15 protein-coding genes are annotated in these 14939 nt (G+C 70.5%); 7 read left to right on the top strand and 8 right to left on the bottom strand.

Annotation, left to right across the window (positions count from 1 at the left end; genetic code table 11):
• Nucleotides 1–102: 102 nt before the first annotated feature.
• Nucleotides 103–1623 (bottom strand): peptide MFS transporter, encoded by a 1521-nt coding sequence (locus ACIBNE_RS06165; protein WP_399270196.1) that lies wholly within the window; start codon nucleotides 1621–1623, stop codon nucleotides 103–105.
• A 488-nt stretch (nucleotides 1624–2111) separates the two neighbouring features.
• Between ACIBNE_RS06165 and ACIBNE_RS06160 the strand changes: the two genes are divergently transcribed.
• Both ACIBNE_RS06160 and ACIBNE_RS06155 read left to right on the top strand, forming a co-directional pair.
• Nucleotides 2112–2789: a response regulator transcription factor gene (locus ACIBNE_RS06160; RefSeq protein ID WP_399270194.1), complete on the top strand. Its 678-nt coding sequence runs from the start codon at nucleotides 2112–2114 to the stop codon at nucleotides 2787–2789.
• A 15-nt stretch (nucleotides 2790–2804) separates the two neighbouring features.
• The gene (locus tag ACIBNE_RS06155; protein ID WP_399270192.1) at nucleotides 2805–4082 is read left to right on the top strand and encodes an ATP-binding protein; all 1278 of its coding nucleotides are present in this window, start codon (nucleotides 2805–2807) and stop codon (nucleotides 4080–4082) included.
• Nucleotides 4083–4112: 30 nt separating this feature from the next.
• Here ACIBNE_RS06155 and ACIBNE_RS06150 read toward each other — a convergent pair whose 3' ends face one another.
• The gene (locus ACIBNE_RS06150) at nucleotides 4113–4637 is read right to left on the bottom strand and encodes a GtrA family protein (protein ID WP_399270190.1); all 525 of its coding nucleotides are present in this window, start codon (nucleotides 4635–4637) and stop codon (nucleotides 4113–4115) included.
• Nucleotides 4638–4816: 179 nt separating this feature from the next.
• Here ACIBNE_RS06150 and ACIBNE_RS06145 point away from each other — a divergent pair, with 179 nt between their 5' ends.
• From ACIBNE_RS06145 to ACIBNE_RS06130, 4 genes are all read left to right on the top strand, one after another.
• Nucleotides 4817–5956, top strand: a complete 1140-nt coding sequence (locus tag ACIBNE_RS06145) for a 5-(carboxyamino)imidazole ribonucleotide synthase (protein WP_399270188.1) — start codon at nucleotides 4817–4819, stop codon at nucleotides 5954–5956.
• On the top strand, nucleotides 5953–6459 hold the full coding sequence (purE, locus tag ACIBNE_RS06140) for a 5-(carboxyamino)imidazole ribonucleotide mutase (RefSeq protein ID WP_399270186.1): 507 nt from the start codon (nucleotides 5953–5955) through the stop codon (nucleotides 6457–6459). Before ACIBNE_RS06145 ends, purE begins: the two co-directional genes overlap by 4 nt.
• Nucleotides 6456–7676, top strand: a complete 1221-nt coding sequence (locus ACIBNE_RS06135; RefSeq protein WP_399270183.1) for a dipeptidase — start codon at nucleotides 6456–6458, stop codon at nucleotides 7674–7676. The genes purE and ACIBNE_RS06135 overlap by 4 nt, the downstream gene beginning before the upstream one ends.
• Nucleotides 7677–7820: 144 nt before the next feature.
• Complete coding sequence (locus tag ACIBNE_RS06130; protein WP_399270181.1) at nucleotides 7821–8876, top strand: membrane dipeptidase; 1056 nt, start codon at nucleotides 7821–7823, stop codon at nucleotides 8874–8876.
• A 450-nt stretch (nucleotides 8877–9326) separates the two neighbouring features.
• On the opposite strand, the gene ACIBNE_RS06125 is transcribed toward ACIBNE_RS06130, so the two are convergent.
• A complete protein-coding gene (locus ACIBNE_RS06125; protein WP_399270179.1) occupies nucleotides 9327–10661 on the bottom strand; it encodes a UDP-glucose dehydrogenase family protein in 1335 nt (444 codons plus the stop codon).
• Nucleotides 10662–10839: 178 nt separating this feature from the next.
• On the opposite strand from ACIBNE_RS06125, the gene ACIBNE_RS06120 reads away from it, so the two are divergent.
• A complete protein-coding gene (locus tag ACIBNE_RS06120; protein ID WP_399270177.1) occupies nucleotides 10840–11997 on the top strand; it encodes an acyl-CoA dehydrogenase in 1158 nt (385 codons plus the stop codon).
• A gap of 66 nt (nucleotides 11998–12063) precedes the next feature.
• On the opposite strand, the gene ACIBNE_RS06115 is transcribed toward ACIBNE_RS06120, so the two are convergent.
• The 5 genes from ACIBNE_RS06115 to ACIBNE_RS06095 all read right to left on the bottom strand — a co-directional run bounded on the left by ACIBNE_RS06115 (nucleotide 12064) and on the right by ACIBNE_RS06095 (nucleotide 14657).
• Nucleotides 12064–12531 carry a hypothetical protein gene (locus ACIBNE_RS06115; protein WP_399270175.1) on the bottom strand — a complete coding sequence of 156 codons (468 nt, stop codon included), beginning with the start codon at nucleotides 12529–12531 and terminating at the stop codon, nucleotides 12064–12066.
• A gap of 21 nt (nucleotides 12532–12552) precedes the next feature.
• Nucleotides 12553–12783, bottom strand: coding sequence for a DUF397 domain-containing protein (locus ACIBNE_RS06110; protein ID WP_399270173.1), 231 nt, complete (start codon nucleotides 12781–12783; stop codon nucleotides 12553–12555).
• 312 nt (nucleotides 12784–13095) lie between these two features.
• Nucleotides 13096–13938, bottom strand: a complete 843-nt coding sequence (locus ACIBNE_RS06105) for a helix-turn-helix domain-containing protein (RefSeq protein ID WP_399270171.1) — start codon at nucleotides 13936–13938, stop codon at nucleotides 13096–13098.
• A complete protein-coding gene (locus tag ACIBNE_RS06100; RefSeq protein WP_399270169.1) occupies nucleotides 13928–14452 on the bottom strand; it encodes a DUF6879 family protein in 525 nt (174 codons plus the stop codon). Before ACIBNE_RS06100 ends, ACIBNE_RS06105 begins: the two co-directional genes overlap by 11 nt.
• Nucleotides 14436–14657: a hypothetical protein gene (locus ACIBNE_RS06095; RefSeq protein WP_399270167.1), complete on the bottom strand. Its 222-nt coding sequence runs from the start codon at nucleotides 14655–14657 to the stop codon at nucleotides 14436–14438. Before ACIBNE_RS06095 ends, ACIBNE_RS06100 begins: the two co-directional genes overlap by 17 nt.
• Nucleotides 14658–14939: the final 282 nt, after the last annotated feature.

The following is a 14939-nucleotide window of genomic DNA, read 5'->3' as shown; positions in this document are numbered from 1 at the left end:
CGGGGGGGGGGGGGGGGGCCGGGGGCGCCCCCCCGCGGGGGGGCGGGGGGGGGGGGGCCCGCGCCCGCCCCCCCCCCCCACGGCCCTCTCGCCGTACGCGGATCAGTGCACGTCGCCCATGAGGGCGCGCACCTTCCTGCGGTACATGAAGATCGCGACACCGGCGAGCGCGGCGAGCGAGGCCTCCAGGGCGACGAAGCCCATGCCCTTCAGGTTGGCGCCGGTCTGGTTGGCCAGGGTCAGGCTCGCGGAGCCCGCGCTGACCGCCAGGAACCAGACGCCGAGCATCTGCGAGGAGTACTTCCGCGGCGCCATCTTGGTGGTCACCGACAGGCCCACGGGGGAGATGCACAGCTCGGCGATGGTCTGCATCATGTAGATCGAGACCAGCCACATCGGCGAGACCAGCGTGCCGTCGGACGACATGCCCAGCGGCACCAGGAAGACGAAGAACGAACCGCCGACGACGGTCAGACCCATCGCGAACTTCACGATGGTGCTCGGCTCCTGGTTCTTGCGCGCCAGCCACAGCCACAGCCACGCGAAGACCGGCGCGAGCGCCATGATGAACAGCGGGTTCAGCGACTGGAACCACGAGATGGGGAAGTCCATGCCGAGCACTTCGCCCGTGGTGTTCGTGGAGGCGAACAGCGAGAGCGTCGAGCCGCCCTGGTCGTAGATGACCCAGAACATCATCGCGGCGACGAAGAACCAGATGTACGCGGTCATCTTCGACTGCTCTTCGCCCGTCAGGTCCTTGTCGCGCTTGATGCGGCCGAGGACGAAGGCGGGGACGGCGAGGATCGCCAGCGGCAGCGGGATCAGGATCCACTTCTGGTTGAAGACGCCCAGCGCGCCGATGGTCGCGTAGAAGGCGGCGATGACGCCGACCGCGATCGCGACCTTCTTCAGCAGCGCGTTCCGCTCGGAGACCGGCAGCGGGTTGGGGACCTTGTCGCTCTCGGCGCTCAGGTGGCGCGTGCCGAAGAGGAACTGGACCAGGCCCAGCGCCATGCCGACCGCGGCGATGCCGAAGCCGAGGTGCCAGTTGACCTTCTCGCCGATCGTGCCGATCGTCAGCGGCGCGATGAAGGCACCGATGTTGACGCCGATGTAGAAGATCGTGAAGCCGCCGTCGCGACGCGGGTCGTTCGGGCCCTCGTAGAGGTGCGCGACCATCGTCGAGATGTTGGCCTTCAGCAGACCGGAGCCGATGGCGATCAGCGCGAGGCCGATGAAGAACATCGGCTTGCCGGGGAACACCAGGCAGAGGTGGCCCGCGATGATCACGACGGACGCGACGGTCACGGCCTTGCGCGCGCCCCACAGGCGGTCGCCGAACCAGCCGCCGGGCAGTGCCGCCAGGTAGACGACGGCGTTGTACGTGCCGTAGATCGCGGTGGCCGTGGCGAACGCCATGGCGAGACCGCCGCCCTGGGCGTCCTTGGCGGCGTCGACGCCGCCCGAGACCAGGTAAAGCGTGAGCAGGGCCCGCATGCCGTAGAAGCTGAAGCGCTCCCACATCTCGGTCATGAAGAGAGTGGCCAGGCCGCGGGGGTGGCCGAAGAAGGTCTTCTCGGAACCTGGGGTTCCGGTCGAATCCTTCGTCAGGCTGGACGCCATGGTCGATCCTTGCTTGCTCGGGACGCGCCACAAGCTGTGGGGGTCGCGCCCGGTGGGGGTTGGCCGGCACCGGCGCGGAGCGGCCCGCTCCCACGCCCCGGGAGCTCGCCCCGCCCACGGGCGGGAGCGACGGGAAGGTCCGTACCGGGATCCACGCCCCGCGCGCACCATCGCGCAAACGGGGCCCGGCCCACAGGTCATTCACTTCTTCGGAATCGGCACCCTTCGCACCGACCCCGCACACAAAAGAGACCCTTGGCGCTCAATGCAGCCCAAAGGTCCTCTATCAGTGCAACAGGCGTCTCGACACCATACGACACGACAGTGCGGCATATGGAAGGACTTGAGAGATGGATCACAGGCCCCCGTGGAACCGCATTCCCACATTCGAAGGTCATGAACAGAATCCCTCCTCAGCACCCCAGGCCTTGACGATCATGAGGTGATCCCGGGGCGCCGCTCGGCGCGCGCGGACTACCATCACCCCCATGACCCGTGTACTGCTCGCCGAGGACGACGCATCCATCTCGGAGCCGCTGGCCCGCGCACTGCGTCGGGAGGGTTACGAGGTCGAGGTCCGCGAGGACGGCCCGACCGCGCTGGACGCCGGACTCCAGGGCGGCGTCGACCTCGTCGTCCTGGACCTGGGACTGCCAGGAATGGACGGCCTGGAGGTCGCCCGCAGGCTCCGCGCCGACGGCCACACCTTCCCGATCCTGGTGCTGACCGCCCGCGCCGACGAGGTGGACACGGTGGTCGGCCTGGACGCCGGCGCCGACGACTACGTCACCAAGCCCTTCCGCCTGGCCGAACTGCTCGCCCGGGTCCGGGCCCTGCTGCGGCGCGGCGCGACCGAGCCCGCTCCCGCCCCCGCCACGCACGGCGTGCGGATCGACGTCGAGTCGCACCGCGCGTGGATGGGCGACGAGGAGCTCCAGCTCACCGCCAAGGAGTTCGACCTGCTGCGGGTCCTGGTCCGCGACGCGGGCCGGGTCGTCACCCGCGACCAGCTGATGCGCGAGGTCTGGGACACCACCTGGTGGTCCTCGACGAAGACCCTCGACATGCACATCTCCTGGCTCCGCAAGAAGCTCGGCGACGACGCGGCGAACCCGCGCTACATCGCCACGGTCCGGGGCGTCGGCTTCCGCTTCGAGAAGAGCTGACGTACACAGACAGCCATGCGCCGCAGACTGATCAACTCCACCCTCGCCGTGGTGCTCGTGGTGATCGCCGTGTTCGGCGTCTCGCTCATCGTCGTGGAGACCCGCACCATCACCAGCAGCGCCCAGGAGAGCGTCGAGTCCGACGCCGTACGCCTGGTCAGCGTGGTGGGCTCCCGGCTGACGGCCGGCGAGGGGGTCAGCCCCGAACTGCTCAGCGAGCAGTTCGGGCTGGAGCGCTACGCCCGGGTGGAGATCAAGGGCCGCCCGACCATAGAGCTGGGCACCCGCCCCACCGACAGCGTCATCAGCTACACCGCCAAGGGCGACAGGGGCGAACGGGTCACCGTGGAGGAGCCCCGCTCGGCGGTCACCGAGGAGGTCGGCCGCACCCTCCTGATCATCGGCACCGTCGCCTTCCTCTGCGTCATCGCCGCCGTCCTGCTCGCCGTGCGCCAGGCGAACCGGCTCACCTCACCGCTCACCGACCTCGCCGAGACCGCCGAACGCCTGGGCTCCGGCGACCCCCGCCCGCGCCACAAGCGCTACGGCGTGCCCGAGCTGGACCGCGTCGCCGACGTCCTGGACTCCTCCGCCGAGCGCATCGCCCGCATGCTCACCGCCGAGCGGCGGCTCGCCGCCGACGCCTCGCACCAGCTCCGCACGCCGCTGACCGCGCTGTCCATGCGCCTGGAGGAGATCTCCGCGACGGACGACCTGGACACGGTGAAGGAGGAGGCGAACATCGCGCTGACCCAGGTGGAGCGCCTCACCGACGTCGTGGAGCGGCTGCTCACCAACGCCCGCGACCCCAGGATCGGCTCGGCGGTCGCCTTCGACCTCGACGAGGTCGTCAAGCAGCAGCTGGAGGAGTGGCGCCCCGCCTACCGCAGCGCGGGCCGCGCCATCGTCCACTCCGGCAAGCAGCACCTGCACGCGGTGGGCACCCCGGGCGCGGTCGCCCAGGTGCTGGCCGCGCTCATCGAGAACTCCCTCATGCACGGCGGCGGCACCGTCGCGGTCCGCACCCGCGTCACCGGGAACCAGGCGGTCATCGAGGTCACCGACGAGGGTCCCGGCGTGCCCGCCGACCTCGGCGCGCGGATCTTCGAGCGGACCATCAGCGGCCGCAACTCCACCGGCATCGGCCTCGCGGTCGCCCGCGACCTCGCGGAGGCGGACGGCGGCAGGCTGGAGATGCTCCAGCAGCACCCCGCGGTCTTCGCGCTCTTCCTCAGCCGCGAACCGACGACGCGCGCCCAGCGTCCCGAGGACGAGGAGCGCCCCATCCGCTGAGGCGCCCCGCGGCCCGTACGGACCGGCGGCTCAGGCCGCGCGGTCCGCCCTGAGCGGCTGCGCCTGCGGCGCCGCCTGGTCCAGGAACGACTCCGCCGTCTGCACCGCCTCGCGCGCGGGCAGCGCACGGAACACCCACGTGCGGTACGACCAGAAGCGGAACAGCGTCGCGATCCCGATGCCGAGGAACTTGAAGGCGTTGCTCTGGAGCGGGGTGTCCCAGCCGAAGCCGTACGTCGCCGCGTACAGCACGCCGTTCTGGATCACCAGCCCGACCGCGCTGAACAGCAGGAACAGGCTCATCTCCTTCGTCCTGCGCGTCTTGTCGCGGTCGTTGTACGTGAAGTAGCGGAAGCCCAGGTAGTTGAAGCCGATCGCGACGACCGTGGCGATGATGCTGGCCCGCACCACCGGCAGGTCAGTGGTGTGCCGCACCAGGTTGAAGACGCCCAGGTCCACGAGGAGCCCCAGACCGCCCACCGCGCCGAACTTCGCGAACTCGCGCGCCAGCAGGTCGATCCGCTTCCGCAAAGGGCCGTCTCCTCGTCCACTCATGGTGTTCGTCCAGCCCCGTTCGATCGATGACGTCAACCCAGCCATGCTAACCAGCCCCTCCGGTGGATGCCGGTGCGCTTCGCGACAGGTGTGGCCGTGCTGTGACGCGCGCCACCGCCCGGGACCCGGCGTCCACCTCGCGTGCGGGGCGTCACCGGGACGGCGGATACCCTGGTGGTGTGACGTTCCCGGTAGTCGGCATGGTCGGCGGCGGTCAGCTCGCCCGCATGACCCACGAGGCGGGCATCCCCCTCGGCATCAAGTTCAAGCTCCTCAGTGACACCCCCCAGGACTCGGCGGCCCAGGTGGTGAGCGAGGTCGTCATCGGCGACTATCGCGACCTGGACACGCTGCGCGCCTTCGCGCGCGGCTGTGACGTGATCACCTTCGATCACGAGCACGTGCCCACCGAGCACCTGCGGGCCCTGGAAGCGGACGGCATCCCCGTCCGGCCGGGGCCCGACGCGTTGGTGCACGCCCAGGACAAGGGGGTGATGCGCGCCAGACTGACCGAAATCGGCGCGCCCTGCCCCCGGCACCGCATCGTGACGGACCCGGCGGACGTGACCGCGTTCGCCGAGGAGGGCGACGGCTACCCCGTCATCCTCAAGACCGTCCGCGGCGGCTACGACGGGAAGGGGGTGTGGTTCGTACGGAGCGAGGCGGACGCCGCCGACCCCTTCCGCGCCGGGGTGCAGGTCCTGGCGGAGGAGAAGGTCGACTTCGTACGGGAGCTCGCGGCGAACATCGTCCGCTCCCCGCACGGCCAGGCCGTCGCCTACCCCGTCGTCGAGTCGATCCAGGTCGACGGCGTCTGCGACACGGTGATCGCCCCCGCCCCCGACCTCTCCGACGAGCTGTCGGGCGAGGCGCAGCGGCTCGCGCTGCGGATCGCCTCGGAGCTGGGCGTCGTCGGGCACCTCGCGGTCGAGCTGTTCCAGACCCGCGACGGGCGCATCCTCGTCAACGAGCTGGCCATGCGCCCGCACAACTCCGGCCACTGGACCCAGGACGGCGCGGTCACCTCGCAGTTCGCCAACCACGTCAGGGCCGTCCTCGACCTTCCGCTGGGCGACCCGCGCCCCAGGTCGACGTGGACGGTCATGTGCAACGTGCTGGGCGGCGACTACCCGGACATGTACCAGGGCTACCTGCACTGCATGGCCCGCGACCCGCAGCTCAAGATCCACATGTACGGCAAGGACGTGAAGCCCGGCCGCAAGGTCGGTCACGTCAACACCTACGGCGACGACCTCGCGGACGTGCGCGAGCGCGCCCGCCACGCAGCCGACTACCTCAGAGGAACGATCACCGAATGACAAGCACGTCCCCGCTGGTCGGCATCGTCATGGGCTCGGACTCCGACTGGCCCGTCATGGAGGCCGCGGCCCAGGCCCTGGCCGAGTTCGAGATCCCGTACGAGGTCGACGTCGTCTCCGCGCACCGCATGCCGCACGAGATGATCGCGTACGGCGAGCAGGCCGCCGGCCGCGGCCTCAAGGCGATCGTCGCGGGCGCGGGCGGCGCCGCCCACCTGCCCGGCATGCTGGCCTCGGTCACCCCGCTGCCCGTCATCGGCGTGCCCGTCCCGCTGAAGTACCTCGACGGCATGGACTCGCTGCTCTCCATCGTGCAGATGCCCGCGGGCGTGCCCGTCGCCACCGTCTCCGTCGCGGGCGCGCGCAACGCCGGGCTCCTCGCGGCCCGCATCATCGGCGCGCACGACCCGGACCTCCAGGCCCGGATGCGCGAGTTCCAGCAGGAGCTGAACGACCAGGCCACCGAGAAGGGCCGCCGCCTGCGCAGCAAGGTGGCCCAGTGAGCGACCCGCACGGCGCCCGGGGGGCCGAGCACCTGGCCCGCGCGCGGGCCCTGCTCGCCGAGCACCCCGTCGCCGACGGCCACAACGACCTGCCGTGGGCGCTGCGCGAACAGGTCCGCTACGACCTCGACGCCCGCGACATCGCCGAGGACCAGCGCGGCCGGCTGCACACCGACATCGCGCGGCTGCGCGCGGGCGGCGTCGGCGCGCAGTTCTGGTCCGTGTACGTGCGCACCGACCTGACCGGCGACGCGGCGGTCAGCGCCACGCTGGAGCAGATCGACTGCGTCGCCCAGCTCGTCGACCGCCACCCGGACCACCTGGTGCGGGCGCTGAGCGCCGACGACATGGAGGCGGCCCGCTCGCGCGGCCTCATCGCCTCGCTGACGGGCGCCGAGGGCGGGCACTCCATCAACAACTCGCTCGCCACGCTGCGCGCCCTGCACGAGCTGGGCGTGCGGTACATGACGCTCACCCACAACGACAACATCGCGTGGGCGGACTCGGCGACCGACGATCCGGGCGTCGGCGGGCTCTCCGCGTTCGGCTGCGAGGTCGTGCGCGAAATGAACCGGGTCGGCATGCTGGTCGACCTCTCGCACGTCGCCGCGACGACCATGCGCGACGCGCTGGCCGTGACCGGGGCGCCGGTCGTCTTCTCGCACTCCTCGGCCCGCGCGGTCTGCGACCACCCGCGCAACGTCCCCGACGACGTCCTGGCGCTGCTGCCCGGCAACGGCGGGGTCGCGATGGCCACCTTCGTACCGAAGTTCATCCTCCCCGCGGCCGTCGAGTGGACGCTGCGGGCGGACGAGAACATGCGGGCGCACGGGCTGCACCACCTCGACACCACCGAGGCGGGCATGAAGGTCCAGCACGCCTTCGAGGAGGCGAACCCGCGCCCGGTGGCCACCGCCGCCACCGTCGCCGACCACCTCGACCACATGCGCGAGGTCGCGGGCGTCGACCACATCGGCATCGGCGGCGACTACGACGGCACGGCGTTCACGCCCCGCGGCCTCGAAGACGTCTCCGGCTACCCCAACCTCGTCGCCGAGCTGCTGAGCCGGGGCTGGTCGGACGCCGACCTCGCCAAGCTGACCTGGGGCAACGCGGTGCGCGTGCTGCGCGACGCGGAGGCGGTCTCCCGCGAGCTGCGGGCCCGGCGCGGCCCGTCGAACGCGACGCTGGAGCAGCTCGACGGCCGTACCGCCTGAGGTCCGACACAGGGCTGATCTGTGGCGGGTGTGGCGTCTGAGGTACGGGTGACAACTCAGTACCCCACATGCCGCACCCGCCGCGACCCTTGGGCCACGCCGTGCCACGGTGGCGAATACCGCCGCCGAAAACGGAGTGCCGCCATGGCTGACCTGCAAGAAGACCCGTACGCCGCCGCTGTCGCCGCAGTCGGCGAGCCGGACGCCCCGGTCCGTCCCGAGCCGCCCGCGGGCGTGGCGGACCCGGCCGCGGACCCGCTGGCACGGGCCCGCGCCCTGCTCGCCGCGCACCCCGTCGCCGACGGGCACAACGGCCTGGCGCTGGCCCTGCGCGCCGCGCCCTGGTGCGACCTGGAACTCGGCGAGACCAGCCTCCAGACCGACGTGCCCCGGCTGCGGGCCGGCGGGGTCGGCGCGCAGTTCTGGTCCCTGGAGGTGGAGCCGGGCGCGGACCCGGTGAGCGGGACGCTGGAGCAGTTCGACCTGATCCGCTCGCTCGTCGCGGCCTATCCGGAGGCACTGCGCCTCGCGCTGTCGGCCGACGACATGACGGGCGCCCGCAACTGCGGCCGCGTCGCGTCGCTGCTCGGGCCCGTGCGGGGCGTCGCGATCGCCGGCTCGCTCGGCACGCTGCGGGCCTTCCACGCGCTGGGGATACGGAGTCTGCGGCCGGCCGGGGCGAGCTGGGCCGAGGAGGGGCTGACGCGCTTCGGCCAGGAGGCCGTACGGGAGCTGAACCGGCTCGGCGTCGTCGTCGACCTCACCGGCGCGAGCGCGGAGACGGCGCGCCAGACGCTCGCGATCGCCAAGGCACCCGTCCTGATGTCGGCCGCGATGCCGCCCGAGGTGCTCGGGCTGCTCGCGGCGAACGGGGGCGCGTGCCAGGTGGACCTGAGGGACGCGACGGTCCGCGAGGCGGCGGACCGGGTGGACCGCGCCCGTACGGCGGCGGGCCCCGCACACGTGGCCCTGGCGGGCGGCTACGACACGGGCGCGCGGCACGTCCCGCCCCTGCACGACGCGGCGGGCTACCCGCACCTGATCGCCGAGCTGCTGGACCGGGGCTGGGAGGAGGCGGAGGTGGCGGGGCTGACGTGGGAGAACACGGCGAGGGTGGTACGGGGCGCGGAGTTCGCCGCGAGGGCGGCGCAGTGCCGCCGGACACCGTCCCGGGAAACCCTCACGTCCTTGGACGGCTAACCGGGGGCGGTGCTCCGCGGCCCGGTGGCGGGCTGGCCGCGCAGTTCCCCGCGCCCCTAGAGGGGTGCCTGTGCGGGACGGGACCGTTCGATAGCAGGTGCGCCCCGATAGGGGCGCGGGGCTGTGTCCGATGTGCGGCTCCGCCGCGTGGGCGCGAGCACAGGCGTGCCCCGTCAGGGGCGCGGGGAACTGCGCGAGAGTGGGGCACACGCCGCGCGTACCCACCCACCCCCGAGCGGGCTCGCCACAAGCAGCGCCCCACCCGGCCACCGGCAGGTTTTCGGGAAGGGGCGGGGAGGGGACCGGCCCGCCGCAGGCGAAAAAGCGGCCCGCCCCGGGCAACGAGCACCCCTAAAGGCACCGCACCCGCGAAGGCGCACCGCACCCCCGGAGGCACCGCGCCCCCGAAGGCGCACCGCACCCCAAAGGAGCCACGCCCCCCGCGAGGGGCTACGCCCGGGGCCGCCCCATCGCCCGGAACGCCCACCCCGCCGCCCGCCAAGCCCCCGCGTCCAACGCGTTCCGCCCGTCCAACAGCACCCGCCGCCCCGCGACGGCCCCCAGCTCCGCCGGATCCAGCTCCCGGAACTCCCGCCACTCCGTGAGGTGCAGCACCACGTCCGCGCCCCGCACGGCCTCCAGCGCGGAGGGCGCGTACCCCAGCGTGGGGAACAGCCGCCGCGCGTTCTCCATCCCCTTGGGGTCGTACACGGTCACCTGCCCGCCCTGGAGGTGGATCTGCCCGGCGACGTTCAACGCGGGGGAGTCCCGCACGTCGTCCGAGTCGGGCTTGAAGGTCGCGCCCAGCACGGCGACCCGCGCCCCCAGGAACCCCCCGCCGAACCCGTCGCCCAGCGCCTCGCGCGCCATCTCCACCATGGAGCCGCGCCGCCGCATGTTGACGGAGTCGATCTCCCGCAGGAACGTCAGCGCCTGGTCCGCGCCCAGCTCCCCGGCGCGCGCCATGAACGCGCGGATGTCCTTCGGCAGGCACCCGCCGCCGAACCCGATCCCCGCGCGCAGGAACTTCGCGCCGATCCGCTCGTCGTGCCCGATGGCCTCCGCCAGCTTCACCACGTCGCCGTCGGCGGCCTCGCAGACCTCCGCCATCGCGTTGATGAAGGAGATCTTCGTGGCGAGGAAGGAGTTCGCCGCGGTCTTCACCAGCTCGGCCGTCGGGAAGTCGGTCACGACGAAGGGCGACCCGGCGGCGACCGGCTTCGCGTACACCTCGCGCAGCGTCTTCTCGGCGCGCTCGCTCTCCACGCCGACCACGATCCGGTCGGGCCGCAGGGTGTCCTGCACCGCGAAGCCCTCCCGCAGGAACTCCGGGTTCCAGGCCAGCTCCACGCCCTCGGGCAGCAGCGCCGCGAGCCGCGCGGCCGAGCCGACCGGCACCGTCGACTTGCCGACGACCAGCGCGCCGGCCCGCACGTGCGCGGCGAGCGAGGCGAAGGCGCTGTCGACGTAGCTCATGTCGCACGCGTACTCGCCGTGCTTCTGCGGAGTGTTCACGCAGACGAAGTGCACGTCGCCGAAGGCCCCGACCTCTTCCCAGGAGTCGGTGAAGCGCAGCCGCCCGCTGGCCCCCTCGATGCCCGCGACGTGCCGCTGGAGGAGTTCTTCGAGGCCGGGCTCGTACATCGGGACGCGCCCCTGCGAGAGCAGCGCGATCTTCTCGGGCACCACGTCGAGGCCCAGCACGTCGAAGCCCAGCTCCGCCATGGCCGCCGCATGGGTCGCGCCGAGGTAGCCGGTGCCGATGACGGTGATCTTGAGGGCCATGCGTGCTCCAGTACGGGTGCGGTCACGAGTGCGCTGCCCGAGCATAGTCGGGGGCCCCTCCCGCCCCGGGTCTGGGCTGTCGTCAACCTCACGCCCGCGCCACGTATCCACGCGGGCGACCGGGCATCTAAAATTAGGTTACTTAACGGTAGTTAGCACCCCTGGGGAGTGAGTGACCTTGGCAGGTTCGCACGACTTCGACCTGTACCGCCCGGCCGAAGAGCACGAGATGCTCCGGGAGACGGTGCGCTCGCTCGCCGAGGCGAAGATCGCCCCGTTCGCCGCGGCCGTGGACGAGGAGGCCCGCTTCCCGCAGGAGGCGCTGGACGCCCTCACCGCGTCCGACCTGCACGCCGTGCACGTCCCCGAGTCCTACGGCGGCGCCGGGGCCGACGCGCTGGCCACGGTCATCGTGATCGAGGAAGTGGCCCGCGCCTGCGCCTCGTCCTCCCTCATCCCCGCGGTCAACAAGCTCGGCTCGCTCCCGGTGATCCTCTCCGGCTCCGAGGAGCTGAAGAAGAAGTACCTGGGGCCGCTCGCCAAGGGCGAGGGCATGTTCTCGTACTGCCTCTCCGAGCCCGACGCGGGCTCGGACGCGGCGGGCATGAAGACCAAGGCCGTGCGCGACGGCGACTTCTGGGTCCTCAACGGCGTGAAGCGCTGGATCACCAACGCGGGCGTCAGCGAGTACTACACGGTCATGGCCGTCACCGACCCGACCAAGCGCTCCAAGGGGATCTCGGCGTTCGTCGTCGAGAAGGGCGACGAGGGCGTCTCCTTCGGCGCCCCGGAGAAGAAGCTCGGCATCAAGGGCTCCCCGACCCGCGAGGTCTACCTCGACAACGTGCGCATCCCCGCCGACCGCATGATCGGCGAGGAGGGCACCGGCTTCGCCACGGCGATGAAGACCCTGGACCACACCCGCATCACCATCGCGGCCCAGGCCCTCGGCATCGCCCAGGGCGCGCTGGACTACGCCAAGGGCTACGTCCAGGAGCGCAAGCAGTTCGGCAAGCCGATCGCCGACTTCCAAGGCATCCAGTTCATGCTCGCCGACATGGCCATGAAGATCGAGGCCGCCCGCCAGCTCACCTACGCCGCCGCGGCCAAGTCCGAGCGCGGCGACAGCGACCTCACCTTCCAGGGCGCCGCCGCCAAGTGCTTCGCGTCCGACGTCGCCATGGAGGTCACGGTCGACGCCGTCCAGCTCCTGGGCGGCTACGGCTACACCCGCGACTACCCGGTCGAGCGCATGATGCGCGACGCCAAGATCACCCAGATCTACGAGGGCACGAACCAGGTCCAGCGCATCGTCATGGCCCGCAACCTTCCGTAACACCCCCTCCCGCGACCCAACGACCCCCGGCCCGCTCCCGGGCCGGGGCTCGTTCACCGCCCGGCCCTACCGCACCGGGCACGCGAGCCCCGGCACCGCCCGGTTCGGGGAACAGCACACCAGGGCCAGGGACAGGAACGAGGGCCGTTCGAGGTAGAAGCCGTGGGACACGTCCCCGCCCCGACCGAGCCGTTCGGCGGCGGAGTCGACCAGTAGCGCCAACTGCGTGCCGTCGCGGTCCGACCCGGATGCGAACCGGGGCGCGTGCTCGGCGAGCCGTTCTCCGAGCCATGCCGCCGCCTCCTTCGGCTCCTGCCAGGTGCCCCGAACCAGCTTCTCCGGCTTGACCAGCCAGTACGCCGTTTCGAGCGGCGGCAGGTCCACGACAGGAAACTCCGCCTTCACCTCCCGGTACCGCTGGACCAACTCCGGCTTGCCGCCGTCCGGCGGCGGATCAGGGTTCGGGGGCCGCCGCAGAGCCTCATCGTCGAACCGTTGCCGGGAGCCGGTCCACAGATAGCCGTGGTGGTGCAACTGTCGTCCTGTGAACGGTCGTCAGGCAGACGGGCCGAAGCGAGCCGGATCGATACCGGCCGCCGTCAGTTCGGCGGTGGTGAAGCGCAGCGGCGCCATGTCGGGGCGCTTGTCGTCGCCCAGCGCCCACGCGTCGGGGCCGATCCTCGCCAGGGTGGCGCAGGATTCGCCGTCGGGGTGCGTGTTGCCTCCGCACGCCTTGAGGAACGTGGCTCCATCGATGGGCAGGCCGTACAGGTCGGTTCCGGGCATGGGTGTGCCTTCCTGAGAGGTCAATGACGGGGGCGGACTCAGGGCTGGTGCTGCTCCGACTTCGACACGTACACAACGCCGGGGCCAAGAGCCGTCGCGGACTCCCGAAACAGCTCGTGCAGCGTCGCCCTGCCATGTGCCGACCGTTCTTCGTCAGCCAAATGGGGACACGGACGTTCCCCTCATTGCCCCGGTACGCCGGACGACTCGGGACGGGGCCCATTCGCCAACCTGGCGGCGCCTTCTGGCTGTCCTTCTTCGGTTCGGTCGGCATGGCTAAATCATCGGCCCGCGGGCGTGGGACCTCTAGCGTTATTTGCGTTGTCGGGTAAAGATCCCGGACCACTCGTTCAGGAGTTCTCGGCACTCGTCTCCGAATGCTGCGTACGACTCGTACCTCTCGAAGTCCTCGCGGTACGCGTTCACGTCGCGATGGTCCCGCAGGATCAGTGCACCAGTTCCGGTTTCCACGGTAGCTAGTCGCCGGTCGTATAGCGTGAAAGTGTTCAGTGGCATCTCGGGAATGTGGCCTGTCAAGGGGATGATTCCAAGCCGGACGCCAGGAATTCGAGATACCGAAGCCAGCCGGTCGAGCTGCATTGCCATGGCGAGAGGTGGTAGTAAGGGCCAGCGAACGGCCTGTTCCGTCAGCAGGAACGTGAACGACTTTGACGAGTCATAGAGGACGCTCTGGCGTTCCAGTTTCTTCGCTATGGTCTTGGACTGGTCTCCGGGGGTGTCCGCGATGCTGGCACGCACATACTCCGGCGTAGCAAGTAGTCCTGTAATCGCCGAGAGCAGAAAGAATCGGAACTCTGTTGTGGCCGTTTCAATCCTGGCCAGCTCGTTCTGTTTCTTGTCTAGGCCCCGACGGCGCGAAGACCAATGATCCTGCCACTCGGTATTCGCGGTGCGAACCAGTTCGAGAATCTGTGGGGCTGCCGGATCAACGGCCTCAAGCGCTTCAAGGATCAGCTCTACGTCGACAATGGCGGGAGTGAGTTTTCCGCTCTCCATGTTGCTGATCTTGGTTTGTGACATGTTGCAGCGACGGGCGAGCCAGGTCTGAGTCTTCCCGGCTCGCTTCCGCAGGCTTCGCAGTGCTTCCGCTAGGTCCGACCTGGACTGGCCTAGCCGTTCAGGCTCAAAGCTCAAGGCCCTTCACGAACTCCTCGAAGGGTACGGACTCAGCTACCGCGATTCGCTGGTATTCGATGAACGGGGCCACGTCACCCTCGAATACCTCGCGGTTGATCTGCTTCCCGTCAGGCTTATAGTTCATAAGCACGACTTCCGACTGGTCGAACATCCAGAAGTCTTGAACCCCTTCAAGAGGGTTGGTTCTGTCGGTCACGTCGAGAATGCGGATCTGCTCTCCGGCCAAGAGGTGCGGCCGGTAGTACTGGGAGAACTCGAACCGCAGGTACTCAGACAGAGGTCGAGTGACGATGTGGACGCGCCCTTGGACGCGTCCCTCTGTGACCTGCCTGCGGAGCCGGTCCGTGTACTCGTTGTGGACCGTTGCGGGGGCGATACGCACGCCGTCGCGGAACGCCTGAAGCCCCTCGGCTTCCTGCGGCATGAGGTACTGCGGCAGGGTCTCAAGACGCCATGCTTCCCGCTGGAAACCCTCAAAGCGTGCGGCCCACTCTTCACCAGCCAAGAGCACGGACAGCCTCCTTCAGAACGTCCTCGGGGATCTCGACAAGCCCTTCCCCCTCCGGGGGCCGGAATGCCTTGGACACGTCGCCCTGGACGACGATGGAGCCGGACGCGGTGCGGTAGACGTTCGGGCAGTCGTCCTTGCCGCACGGTCCCCCGTTGCCGTTGCCGTTGCCGTTTCCGGTGAGTCGGGTCAGTTCCTCACGAGCCATGGTGAAACCCCCTGTTTCCCGCCCCTCGTGGGGTGGCTCCTCGACCGTATGGAGGGTGTGCCGTCGCCGTCCATGCGGGAAAGCCAATATTTGCGTTGTCGCATAAAACTGTGGCGCTCGCCCCCGCCGGAGGCGGTCTTGGGCATGGCGCGGGCGGGCGGGGCGTCGTCCGCGAGGTGAACGGCCCGGCGGGCAGCGGAGAGGGGGGGGGGGGGGGCGCCCCGCCGCCCCCCCCCCCCCCCCCCCCCAAAAACACCCCCCCCGGGCCCGGGGGGCCAGGTT

The organism is Streptomyces sp. NPDC050504, from assembly GCF_044458065.1.
Classification (GTDB): Bacteria; Actinomycetota; Actinomycetes; order Streptomycetales; family Streptomycetaceae; genus Streptomyces.
This window is presented reverse-complemented; position numbering and strand designations above follow the sequence as displayed.